This is a genomic window from Gammaproteobacteria bacterium (assembly GCA_035546635.1).
GTDB lineage: Bacteria > Pseudomonadota > Gammaproteobacteria > JAURND01 > JAURND01 > DASZWJ01.
The window spans coordinates 1-11,896 of sequence record DASZWJ010000031.1 but is presented as its reverse complement, the minus strand read 5'-3'; the positions used below and the strand labels follow the sequence as shown (position 1 = coordinate 11,896).

The following is an 11,896-nucleotide window of genomic DNA, read 5'->3' as shown; positions in this document are numbered from 1 at the left end:
TTCGGTTACAGAGAATTGAGGATTGGAAGGATTTTCTCTTAGGATTGAACAGCATCTTTTTTATGCGACAGCCGAATACACCCCTTAACAAAAGAGCTCCTATCAGGAAAATTTTTATGCACAGTTCCATCTAAAGTCGTAGAGAAATATCGATCTTCTGTTGCAATTTCGCCACTATCGCGGATGCCTGACAACAATTCAACGCCATTATGAAAATAATCATATCGAACTTTATTAAATAAATCGCATAATGAAGTCGTTTCAAGATTAAATTTGCGAGACAGTAATTCTTGTTCATAGTAATTCATCAAGGATTTAATTTCATGCAGGTCAGAAATCAGACTGACTCTCATTCTGGAGCTGGGCTTAAATTCTGGCGCATTGGGAAATTGCAATGAATAATAAACTGAGCATCCTTGACTATTTGCTGAATTGAACATCTGTGGTTGCATGATAATCGGCGGATAATTTTTGAGTTCATAGTCTTCAGCATAAATTCTTTGTAGTTCAAGAAACGGGCCAGCTAAATTATCTTTAGCGGGCGCTAGGCCTGGAAATGCAGAAATCCCCATATATAATAGATATTTTACTGTATCTATAATATAAGAATTGGGGCGTCCTTCATATTTTTGTAATACCAGTGAGAAGAATAAATTCCAAATGAATTGATTGCGCCAAATTTCACTGCCGCCCCAGGCGGAATCTCGCAGGTAATAATAAAGAGGCTTCCACTTTGGATCATTGATGTGATCAAACCAAGATTTTGAGAAATATAAAATTTCTGCATCCCAAGGTTGTTTAAATTTTGGGTGCTTGGCTAACTGGCGGAATATTTCCCAATGTTCCATCATGGATCTGGGGGGAGAAACCGTTAAATTGTAAGCTTTTTTTAGCTGCATATGCTTTTTAGTTTCAGTAATTTTAGGCAGCATAAATACAGAACGTGCGCCGGCAGTCATGTCCCAGATAAAGATGGGATGTTCAGTTTTTTTGGGATTTACCACACGCCAAGCGCCAAATGCTTGTCCAGGGTAGATCAGGCCGCTTAAAGGTATTGTACGATCGGCTAAAGGTAAAAATATTTCAAAAGAATTTTTTAATACCAAACTGACTGGGTTTGAGTGCAAGTTATAGCCTAAACCTTCCCGAATCACACTATCAATGGAAGCATCTGTGATAGGGACGATCAAATTCTTGGAGTTAGGCAGCATTAATAAAGATTTTTCCATGACATTACTGCCATAGGGGTAGGTTGTCTTAGCCACCCAATATTTGTCGCTAGGCGATATTTTATCAATAATTAGAGCGAGTTCTGGATTGACGGTGGTGACTTCCTTTCGTATTTGATTCCAGGTGAGTTGTTCTAGATTTGCACGTGAGGTCACAGTGGATTCCTTTTGCAGTATGTGGGATATACTCGAGGTGAATTGAAATCATACCAGGATTAGATCAGGTACACCAAGAGGCTTGGTGTTGAGTGGGAGCGGAGTAGAATTCTCCACGAAGTTTAGGCCAAGCACTGTATCTCTCTCCCCCTAGCCTTGTGGGAGAAGGAGTTACGGTGCCAAAAGGAGAAGGAAGATATACCCTTTCTTGCTTTGCCCAGTATTGATTCTATACTTATAAATTATGCAGCAATAAAAACAGGAAAAAAACCCAGCTGCACAAAACATCTTGATTTAAAGGGAAGTAAATCATATGAAAGTTATTTTTCGCTTGTTAGCTTTTTTAATTGTATTTGGCTTAGGCATTATCGTAGGCAGTTATTTTTCCTGGCCTAAATACACGCCCGCGCCGCAGCAAGCTTCTACAACCATTCACAATATCTATGCCTATGCCGGCGCTGGGATGTTTTCGCAAGCAGTAGCCGGTGCACTCGCAAGAGTCTATGTGCCTAATAGTGAAGATGGCACGGTCTCTGTTATTGACCCCGCGACTTATCAAGTGGTTGATACCTTTGCCACTGGGAAAAATCCACAGCATGTGGTGCCGTCTTATGATTTGAAAACTTTATGGGTGCTAAATGATGAGGGCAACAGCGTCACGCCTATTAATCCCAATACCGCTAAACCTGGACCAGCTTTGCCGGTGCATGATCCGTATAATCTTTATTTTACCCCTGATGGTAGTTTTGCTATTGCCGTGAATGAGGATGCTAAAACCTTGGATTATCGTGATCCACAGACTATGGCTTTAGTCGATTCCGTGCCGGTAAAGTGTGGTGGCGTTAACCATATGGATTTCACGGTGGATGGGCGTTATGCCATCGTCACTTGTGAGTTTTCCGGGCAGTTATTGAAATTGGATGTTAAGGCGCGCAAGGTAGTCGGTTATCTTGATCTGGGAAAAGGCTCTATGCCACAGGATGCCAGGGCATCGCCCAATGGTCGGGTCTTTTATATTGCCGATATGATGCGCGATGGCATCTTTTTAATTGACCCAGTTGCTTTTAAGGTTATAGATTTTATCCCGACTGGCGTGGGTACGCATAGCGTTTATCCCAGTCGCAATAGTGGACACTTATTTTATATTGCCAATCGCGGCTGTCATTTACATAGTGTGACTTGTCCTGCACACGGACCTGGCAGTATTAGTGTGTTAGACCCGCGCACGGAAATGATAGTTGCGAATTGGCCTATTCCAGGCGGCGGCAGCCCGGATATGGGGAATGTGAGTGCCGATGGTAAGGAGCTATGGTTGTCTGGCCGTTATGATTCAGAAGTTTATGTGTTTAATACCGAGACTGGCCAGCTGATACATCGTATACCTGTGGGTAAAGGGCCGCATGGTTTAGCAGTTTGGCCGCAGCCGGGGCGTTATTCTTTGGGGCATACTGGGAATATGCGTTGAGATGAACTTGGTTTTCCTTGTACTAGGTATGAGGTGAAGGATAGAATGAGCTTAAAAAAACCTTAAGGACACCTCTAGAAATTGATCTTTTCGCTCAATACTGCGTTGGATTAGATTTTAAAATCCTCATTTATTCCCGTATAAACGCAGGTTTAAAATCTAATCCGCCTTGTCTTGAGCGAAAATCTCTAATTTCTAGAGGTGTCCTTAAAACAATAATCTCCTCTGAGGAAAAATTCATGACACAAGAAGCCAAAAAAAAAATAGAAAAAGGCGGTGACCCTGTAAAATGGTTGAAATATTTAATAAAACAGCTTAAACGAGCTGAAGAAATTTCAAAATCAGGAGGAATTCTTTCTCACCCAATTAAAGTGACATCAATACAAATTCAGTTATATGAATTGAGAGGAATTAGAAATAATTTTGTGATGCTACTTTCAATTCTAAAGCAGCTCGATCCCAAAAGAGAACCGAGTGAAGCATTAAGCAATGCGAAGGAAAGTGTCATTCAGACGTTTATTGCTGCTTTGGAAAAGAAATATACTGAGTTGGCAAGGTTGGCAAAGCTACTAAAGGATTGGAATGATCCAGCGCTGATGGCGAGAAATCTATTAGAAATTCATTATCCAACACGAGAAGTGAATGTTGGGCGTAATGAAGAGAATGTGAAAAGAGCAGGCGTAATAAAACAAAAATTAGAAAAGATATCAAAGGAACCTTCTTTTTTTGATAACCTATATGAAACGCGAGAACTTTTGCGTAATGAATTGCAAGTGATTAGCAAGTCTGAAGGTCGGGATACGAGTGGTTATTTTAAAGCAGTATTCGAAATGACAGAACAATTAGAAGCAGCTGAAGTGGAAATATTTAATTTAAGAGAGCAAATACAAAAGGAGTGGCCAAGCAAGATCGAAGATAATTTGCTTACTTTTACTCCACCATCAACAAAAAAAGTTGCGGATAAAGGAAAAAGTTCTACGATACCTGAATCAACAACAGAAAACGATAAGAAAAAAATGCCTCCCCTATTCAAGGGGTCTATTTCGTCTAGCCATGTATCCCCCGCTATTACGTCCAAAATATTATTTGATAAAAAGATTAATTCGAAACAGGAACCTCCAAAAACAACTGTACAAACTGTAACCAGTTCTTCACAGCAAGATCAACGGGAAACAACGCAAGCACCTAAAACACCTCAAACACCTAGTCCATTTAGTTGGGGAGAATGACGAGGACGAATTACAACATGAAATAGGGAGTTTTTATGGGGCGGGATCCTGGCTTCCTGCCAGGATGACGAGCATTTTTTGAATTTCGCATCATCGATGAATTATCTTGCCTCCTGTCAGGACTCGATGAATTGACACTTATTCAAGGGTACTATTTTGCTTCGAGCATAAAATTTATAACCTAAATACAGGGCTAAAAATACCGGAATATTAATATAAGTTCCTATAAAACTTCCCCAATTGAAATTTTGATTAGTGGTGAATTGTTGTCCAATGATAATTAATATGCATAAAGCAAAGGTAAATATCGGTCCAATAGGAAACAATTTGGCGCGATAGGGTAGGGAGGCTAAATCTCGGCCTTGTAAAATGTAAGCTTTTCTAAATCGATAATGACTGATGGCAATCCCCAGCCAAGCGATGAAGCCAGATAAAGCAGAAATATTGACTAGCCAAATAAATATTTTTCCACTGCCGAATAGAGAAGATAAAAAAGTAGCTGCGCCGAATAGGGAAGTTAAAACTAAGGCTAAGAGTGGCACGCCTTTCTTCGTGACACGGGCTAAAGCTTTGGGAGCAATACCGCGTTTGGCCATCGACCATAAGGTGCGCGTAGCGGTATACATGCTGGCATTGGCTGCAGACAGTACTGCGGTTAAGACGATAATGTTGATGATAGTCGCTGCGGATTGGAGTCCAAGTTTTTCAAAGACAATCGTAAATGGACTTAAGGAGACATCATTATTGGCATTCACGAGTTGTGGGTTGGTGTAAGGTATAATGAAATTAATGACTACGATGGCTAAAATATAAAACACTAAGATGCGCCAGAAAATATTTCTAACCGCTTTGGGTATGCTTTCTTTGGGATTTTTCGCTTCACCTGCCGTGATACCAAATATTTCTGTGCCTTGAAAAGCAAAACCAGCAATTAACATTACACTAAAAATACCAAACCAACCGTTATGAAAGGGCGCATCTCCCACATGCCAGTTATGGAAACCTATGGGTTGATGATTAAAGACGCCTAAAATCATTAAAAATCCGGCGACGATAAAGATGATTACGGTTGCAATTTTAATGGCTGAAAACCAGTATTCAATTTCTCCATACAGCCCCACAGTAAAGATATTTAATAAAAATATTAAGGCAAAAAATAACGCACTCCAGTAAATCACCGGTGTATGTGGGAACCAGTACTGCATGACAATCGCTGCCGCTGATAAATCTACTGCGACGGTGATTGCCCAGTTGAACCAATAGTTATAGGACATGGCAAATCCTAATGCGGGATCGACAAAACGGCTGGTGTAATCGCAAAATGTGCCGGTTATTGGTTCTAAGGCGGACATTTCACCGAGACTGGTCATTAAGAAATACACCATGACACCAATAATCATAAATGCTAAGACAGCGCCGCCTGGACCACCGAGATAAATGGCATTGCCGCTGGATACAAAAATCCCTGTACCAATTGAGCCGCCTAATGCGATCATGGCAATGTGGCGTGATTTTAGTTTTTTGTGTAGTTCGTTCATAAGTGTGAGTACCGGTGAGTTTGTGTGGTTTAAAATTCTTATTCTTCACCCCCTTTTTCAAAGGGGGTGATTGCTCAATTCCGCAAGGAAAGAAAGGGTAGTAGCTATACGCTTAATCATACTCAATATATTCATTATATGGATGCTGTTTGCCCTGATAATCTTCAATTATATATCGAGTTTCATCCAGTCTATCAGCATTTAATTCAGATAAATAATTGGGTCCTATGGGAGACTTTCCATGGCCGCCTGGGATATCTAAAATATAAGTCGGCTGACATAGCCCAGAAAACCTACCGCGTAATTGTCTCATTAAATCTTGCCCCTGTTGAATACTGGTGCGAAAATGTTGCGTCCCTTGTGCTAAATCGCCTTGAAACAAGTAATAGGGCTTAATTTTATTTTGGATAAAACAACGCATCAAGTGGCTTAACGTCTCTATATTATCATTAATGCCTTTGAGCAATACCGACTGGCTCAAAAGCGGGATGCCATGTTGAGTCAAAGCTTGGCAGGCTTGTTTCGCTTCTTCGGTAAATTCATTCGGGTGATTTGCATGAATCACAACATAAATGGGTAGTTTTTTTTGCAACACTTTCAATAGAGCTGCATTGATACGGGAAGGATCAACAATCGGAACGCGTGTGTGAAATCGCACGATGCCTAAGTGTGGAATAGCATTCAAATTTTCAAGAATTTTATCGAGTATGACGGGTTTTAAAATCAATGGGTCGCCGCCGGTTAATATCACTTCCCAAATTTCTGGATGCGCTCTGATATAAGCATAGGCCGCTTCCAGTTCCTTATCTGACATTAATTTGGAGCCCGCGCCGACTTTTTCTCGTCTAAAGCAGAATCTGCAGTAAACTGCACATACATGTGCGGGGGTGAGTAAACATCGATCAGGATAGCGATGGATTAACCCTTTGGTGACCATATACGGATTATCGCCAATGGGGTCAGATTGTTCTTGTGGTAGAATATTTAGTTCTTCGGTTGTCGGAATAAATTGTCTGGCAATGGGATCATTTGTATCATCTAGATGCATTTGTTGATACATATGCTCGGTGATAGCAAAGGAAAAGTTTTTGGCAACGGGCTTTAGCTCTGAGAGTTTTTGATCGGTAATAACGTTTCTTTTGCGTAATTCTTTTAACGAATGAATAGACTTGCTTATGGAATTCTCCTTTGCGCATCGATGTTTTTTAGTTCATGGATCATAGCAAAATACAACTTAAAATTGAAATTTTTCTAAACTGTTTTTTTCTTGTAGTTCACCTCTCTCATCCCACAGGGGGATTCCCTTAGGTCACAGACGGGAGGGGTGAATTGAGAGGAAATTGAGGGTTCCTGATGATTCAAGATGAAGAGATTTTAAAGACCCAAGCTACACCATCCGCCATGCGTGCCAGCATTGTGGTGGTGGGGATTATTTTTGCTGCTTTCCTTATTTTGTCTAATTTAACCGCTTTTAAATTAGTATCTGTAGGGTCCCTCGCATTCCCTGCGGGGCTGATATTTTTCCCACTTACTTATATATTTGATGATATTTTAACTGAGGTTTATGGTTTTAAAGTGAGCAGGCGGGTAATTTGGTCGGCATTATGCGCTAACGTAATCGTGATAATGGGAACCTTCTTAACCGTTTATTTGCCGCCCGCGCCGTTTTGGCATGAACAATCTTCTTATGCCACGGTTTATCAGGCAGTCCCGCGGGTGTTTTTAGCATCTATTGTGGCCTACTTGGCGGGTGAATTTACGAATTCCATTGTTTTAGCTAAGTTAAAGGTGCGGATGGCTGGGCGGCATTTTTGGATGCGGGCTATTGCCAGCACAGGTATCGGTGTAGGTATAGACACGGTACTGTTTACGCATATTGCGTTTGGCGCAACAATACCTTATGTCGAAATCTGGCGGATTATCATCACCATGTATCTAGTTAAAGTTGGCTATGAAATTTGCGCAGTGCCTCTGACCTATAAAGTTGCTAATTATTTAAAACGCAAAGATGATATTGACTATTTTGATTACAAAACTAAGTTTAATCCGTTTTCGATTGCGATAGATTAGGTTTTAGACTGTCATCCAGAGCATAAGCGAAGGATGACAGTTGGGGGTATGAAATATGCTTCCTAATTAGTCGCTGGCGCGAAACTCAAGGCGTTTCATTCCCGCGAATGCGATAATCCCCTTGTGGGATGAGGGAGGCGGTTAAAGTGGCTAAAACCCCTAGTTAGAAGCGGATTTTGAATTGTTGTGCTGGTTGAAGCGTATCTACTCGCACATCGTCCTGGCAGGAAGCCGGGATCCAGTTGATAGGGACATCAAAGTTTCGCTTTCCCGAAGCTGGATCCCGGCATCCATGCTGGGACGACGGTCTAAATAGGGTCCGAGTAGTTACGTTGAAGCTTAGCTAATTATGCAGGAAAGAGATTTTGGTTCGCTTTCGTTTTGGTTTTGACTTTCTTTAATCTGCTTAGATCTTTCCATGAGGGGGTGTTTAAGTTCGGATTTAAAAAAACGCGGGTGGTCATATTCAACAACAATTTCCTTAATCTGACTAAAATTCCCTGTAACATTTCCATTTGATGATATCTGATCTAGTACTTGATTTATAACCTCTTCTCGCTTTTGGTTTTCTAGGTCATCAGCTATTCGTAGCAGTTCGGAGTCATAGAATCTTTTTGTTCCTCTACTCTCTCCCTTTTGGGCTAATAATTCTTCAAGTTGGTCGTCGCTTATCTTTGTTACCTTTTCGTTTGACAAGTTTTTTGCCTCAATTATGCTGTAAATTATATAAATTTTTCAGATATTAGTATTAACTCTGGTTTTTCTATGGTATCTAACAAAAATTAACAATTTATTAAGTGGTTAATTGGTTTCACAAAAATTCTCTGTACTAGACAATTTTTTGATTCTGGGATGGCATAAAGCATAAATGTGGCTTGAGGTCACGAAGAGGAGAGGGAATGCAGAGTTTTACTGGACACCAGTGGGAAGACAGGAATCTATCCAAATTTTGCCTTGTTATTTTTTATAAGCATTTTATGCGATTTTTATGCGCATTCCCGCCTTCGCGGGAATGATAGGTCTTGAGTTTCGCGCCAGCGACTAGTTAGAGTTCCTTTCCACAAATTCAATAATCGCCCCAGCGACATCTTTCCCGGTTGTTCTTTCTATGCCTTCCAGCCCGGGAGAAGAATTAACCTCTATAATCAAGGGGCCGCGCTCAGAACGCAGCATATCAACGCCAGCAATATTCAGACCGGTTAGATTCGCCGCCAACACGGCTGTTTTTAATTCTTCAGGGGTGAGTTCCACTTCGCTACCTGTGCCGCCTCTATGAATATTGGAACGGAATTCACCCGGTTTTGCCTTGCGCTGCATGGCTGCAATCACTTTGCCCCCGACCACCAGGCAACGTAAGTCGGCGCCGCCAGATTCTTTAATATATTCCTGCACCATGATATTGACTTTGAGACCCAAAAACGCCTCAATCACGCTTTCAGCCGCCTTATGGGTTTCAGCTAACACTACGCCAATCCCTTGCGTACCTTCCAAGAGTTTAATCACCAAAGGTGGTCCGCCCACCATCTTGATTAAGTCTTTAATGTCGCCAGGTGAATGTGAAAAGCCAGTGATAGGCAGCCCCAAGCCCTTATTCGATAAGAGCTGCAGACAACGTAACTTATCCCGGGCACGGGTAATGGCGATGGAACGATTGACGCAATAGACCCCCATGCTTTCAAATTGACGCACTAAAGCCGTACCATAAAAGGTGATTGAGGCGCCAATGCGGGGGATGATGGCATCATAGGCGGGTAATTCTTCGCCGCGGTAATGTATCGAAGGCTTGTGTGAGGCGATGTTCATATAACAACGCAATGGGTTCAATAGCTGCACCTCATGGCCGCGTTGTAAGGCCGCTTCGACTAAGCGGCGTGTGGAATAAAGTTTAGGTCCTCTTGTTAATACGGCAATTCTCATACTATTTTTTCTCAGGGTTTATCAATATTAGCGTAACAAAAAGGATGCACCTGGATTGACCACCAACCTTTTTTTCATGGCTGTTCTACCTAATAACATGCGAAAGCTCATGGTGTCTCGGTTGGTTAAGGTCAGTTCAATTGGCCAGTATGCTTCTCCCAGTTTCAATAAGGTCTTAATGACATAGCGCCTCTCCCTGTGGCCACCAGAGTCTGTTATCCAGCGTATATCTTGCACCTCAGCGATGCATTCTACTATGTCTTCTTTGCTGCGTTGCAGCGGATGGATTTTGAAGCGAATATAATGCTTCTCATGCAGTTTGAATGGTTTAATCTCAAAAGCATGCAGAGCGGAGGTGCGTGCGCCGCTGTCGACTTTTGCCTTAATCCGTGTGATTCCTAATTCTGGCAAAGACAACCATTCACGCCAACCCACGGTTAACAGCCTTCGTTCCTTTTTTAGCTTAAGCGGGGTTTTGGGGGTGTGCATAGTAGGAATAGACTCCTTGACTTGCCGGGAGTTTATCACAAACTATGAGAATAGTTCAGTCGCTTGCTTGATTAAAAAAGCGGTAGTAGTCAAAATTCATCTTGACCAGAGGCTACTCTGACAGTAGTATTTAGACCTTCTCTTGCCGCAAGGCAAATCAAGCTGAATTGATACACTCCCCGATAGCTCAGTCGGTAGAGCAAATGACTGTTAATCATTGGGTCACAGGTTCGAGTCCTGTTCGGGGAGCCAGTGAAATCAGGGGTTCATAAGGATAATTAAAAAATAGAATTTTGTGTGGTGCTAGGATGGTGCTATGTTCAACATAGTCGTTAGACTATCCAGCTTATCTTCAGTTCTAAACTTGATAGGGTCTTTCTTACTTTCAGCTACAAGATGGATACCAAGCAACCGCCGCATCGACTTCTCATCTAGCTTTTTTCTGACTTCTGAATAACGGCCTAAATATCCGCGAACTATATTATTTATTTCTGCATCAACACTTCCCCATATTGCTTCCTCGTTGCAAAATGAATATTGGTTACCCCACCCTTTGACCTTATTATTAATACCACCAAGTGTTTCAATTAATGAATAGTTGTGCTGCTTTTTATTTGGAGAACCGTCAAATTTTTGCTTAAAGGTTTCATTCGTCATTTCTCGTATCGCCGTTAATAATCTATTCCTAGAATCTCTATTGGGCTTTATATTTTTACCCTTTATTTCGACGCCAAGAAAATCGAAACCTTTTGTTACCATACCAGAAACTGCTTTCGTTTTTTTTTCACTCAACATATACACATCTAAATTCAATTTACCTAATATAGACGCTCCTTTATTAAAAGCCTCTTGAACCGCCCTCCATCCTTTGCCAAGCACCATAAAGTCATCTAAATAACGGATGCAAGTAATACCATTCTGGTTCATGGCAACATCAAACTCATAAAGCAAAATATTGCCAAGCAATGGTGACAGGCAGCATCCTTGAGGCGTACCAATAGTGCTGTAATCGAAAAACTTTCTATGCTTGATGGGTATTCGGTTGATATTTTTTATCTCTAAATTAGTGGCGGCCTCTAATATGGAAATAAAATCACTATCTTCAACGTATGATGAAATCTCTGCAATAACTTCTTTTCTTGGTATCTGTGTAAAAAAGGATTTGATGTCTGATTGGTAAAAGTGATCGGCACCATTTTCTATAGCCCTAATTGCGGCCTCTATTGCAGGCTTTACTCCTTTTTTATTATCATTTTCACTTTTTAATGCTCCATAACTCCCTGGCGCATTTAGATATTTAAAAGTTGCTGGTATATCTTGTAAAACATCTAATATAGCTCGCTGAACAACTCTACCTTCAACTGAAGCTAAAACTATTGGACGCTTTTTTTCGCCAGCTGTAATACCATGAGCTCCATCGAAGATGGTATTAGTTTTTCGCGTCTTGATAGCTCTGTAAATTTTATCAATATTTTGTCGTTCTTTTTCTTTAAAAAGGCGAACGGATTCACGTGTCTTACTTGAATCAGACTTGAGCCCATTTTCATATATTTTCTGCCAAGCATCATGCAAAAAATTAGGAGAACATAAGCGCTGATAGGGAGGGAGATTCTTCTTTTTTGGCATCCTAGCTGATCCTGGTGGCTAACTCTATTGACTAACGTGTGTCTGATTCTCTTGCTTCTGATTGAAGCTCGCCTGCTTCGATATGCCTATGCGCCGAAACGCCGTCACCTCGTAAGCAGTGGCCGCCATCATACCGCCCAATGTTTAACATCGCTTGGTATGTAGCAACCAGATAGA

General features: G+C 41.2%; 10 protein-coding genes and 1 tRNA gene. 4 read left to right on the top strand and 7 right to left on the bottom strand.

Features of this window, described 5'->3' with window-relative positions; translation table 11 throughout:
* Positions 1–38: 38 nt before the first annotated feature.
* Positions 39–1,385, bottom strand: coding sequence for a hypothetical protein (locus VHE99_08530; protein ID HVV69057.1), 1,347 nt, complete (start codon positions 1,383–1,385; stop codon positions 39–41).
* A 463-nt stretch (positions 1,386–1,848) separates the two neighbouring features.
* Between VHE99_08530 and VHE99_08525 the strand changes: the two genes are divergently transcribed.
* Positions 1,849–2,850 (top strand): hypothetical protein, encoded by a 1,002-nt coding sequence (locus tag VHE99_08525; protein HVV69056.1) that lies wholly within the window; start codon positions 1,849–1,851, stop codon positions 2,848–2,850.
* Between the two features lie 239 nt (positions 2,851–3,089).
* Positions 3,090–4,079 carry a hypothetical protein gene (locus VHE99_08520; GenBank protein HVV69055.1) on the top strand — a complete coding sequence of 330 codons (990 nt, stop codon included), beginning with the start codon at positions 3,090–3,092 and terminating at the stop codon, positions 4,077–4,079.
* Positions 4,080–4,195: 116 nt separating this feature from the next.
* On the opposite strand, the gene VHE99_08515 is transcribed toward VHE99_08520, so the two are convergent.
* Both VHE99_08515 and VHE99_08510 read right to left on the bottom strand, forming a co-directional pair.
* On the bottom strand, positions 4,196–5,617 hold the full coding sequence (locus tag VHE99_08515; protein HVV69054.1) for an amino acid permease: 1,422 nt from the start codon (positions 5,615–5,617) through the stop codon (positions 4,196–4,198).
* Positions 5,618–5,729: 112 nt separating this feature from the next.
* A complete protein-coding gene (locus VHE99_08510; protein HVV69053.1) occupies positions 5,730–6,782 on the bottom strand; it encodes a lysine-2,3-aminomutase-like protein in 1,053 nt (350 codons plus the stop codon).
* Positions 6,783–6,970: 188 nt separating this feature from the next.
* On the opposite strand from VHE99_08510, the gene VHE99_08505 reads away from it, so the two are divergent.
* Positions 6,971–7,687, top strand: coding sequence for a queuosine precursor transporter (locus tag VHE99_08505; GenBank protein HVV69052.1), 717 nt, complete (start codon positions 6,971–6,973; stop codon positions 7,685–7,687).
* Between the two features lie 339 nt (positions 7,688–8,026).
* On the opposite strand, the gene VHE99_08500 is transcribed toward VHE99_08505, so the two are convergent.
* The 3 genes from VHE99_08500 to VHE99_08490 form a co-directional block, all read right to left on the bottom strand.
* Positions 8,027–8,383 carry a hypothetical protein gene (locus tag VHE99_08500; protein ID HVV69051.1) on the bottom strand — a complete coding sequence of 119 codons (357 nt, stop codon included), beginning with the start codon at positions 8,381–8,383 and terminating at the stop codon, positions 8,027–8,029.
* 345 nt (positions 8,384–8,728) lie between these two features.
* Entirely contained in the window at positions 8,729–9,604 is an 876-nt protein-coding gene (gene rimK / locus VHE99_08495) for a 30S ribosomal protein S6--L-glutamate ligase (GenBank protein ID HVV69050.1), read from the bottom strand.
* A 27-nt stretch (positions 9,605–9,631) separates the two neighbouring features.
* Positions 9,632–10,093, bottom strand: coding sequence for a RimK/LysX family protein (locus VHE99_08490; GenBank protein ID HVV69049.1), 462 nt, complete (start codon positions 10,091–10,093; stop codon positions 9,632–9,634).
* Between the two features lie 176 nt (positions 10,094–10,269).
* Between VHE99_08490 and VHE99_08485 the strand changes: the two genes are divergently transcribed.
* Positions 10,270–10,345 (top strand) — tRNA-Asn (locus tag VHE99_08485).
* A gap of 51 nt (positions 10,346–10,396) precedes the next feature.
* On the opposite strand, the gene VHE99_08480 is transcribed toward VHE99_08485, so the two are convergent.
* Positions 10,397–11,719 carry a reverse transcriptase domain-containing protein gene (locus VHE99_08480; GenBank protein HVV69048.1) on the bottom strand — a complete coding sequence of 441 codons (1,323 nt, stop codon included), beginning with the start codon at positions 11,717–11,719 and terminating at the stop codon, positions 10,397–10,399.
* Between the last annotated feature and the right edge of the window lie 177 nt (positions 11,720–11,896).

Bases quoted from the DNA above. Each gene is read 5' to 3' on its own strand.
- VHE99_08480 (HVV69048.1), bottom strand. From the start codon at position 11,719: ATGCCAAAAAAGAAGAATCTCCCTCCCTATCAGCGCTTATGTTCTCCT.
- VHE99_08525 (HVV69056.1), top strand. From the start codon at position 1,849: ATGTTTTCGCAAGCAGTAGCCGGTGCACTCGCAAGAGTCTATGTGCCT.
- rimK (HVV69050.1), bottom strand. From the start codon at position 9,604: ATGAGAATTGCCGTATTAACAAGAGGACCTAAACTTTATTCCACACGC.
- VHE99_08505 (HVV69052.1), top strand. From the start codon at position 6,971: ATGATTCAAGATGAAGAGATTTTAAAGACCCAAGCTACACCATCCGCC.
- VHE99_08515 (HVV69054.1), bottom strand. From the start codon at position 5,617: ATGAACGAACTACACAAAAAACTAAAATCACGCCACATTGCCATGATC.
- VHE99_08490 (HVV69049.1), bottom strand. From the start codon at position 10,093: ATGCACACCCCCAAAACCCCGCTTAAGCTAAAAAAGGAACGAAGGCTG.
- VHE99_08520 (HVV69055.1), top strand. From the start codon at position 3,090: ATGACACAAGAAGCCAAAAAAAAAATAGAAAAAGGCGGTGACCCTGTA.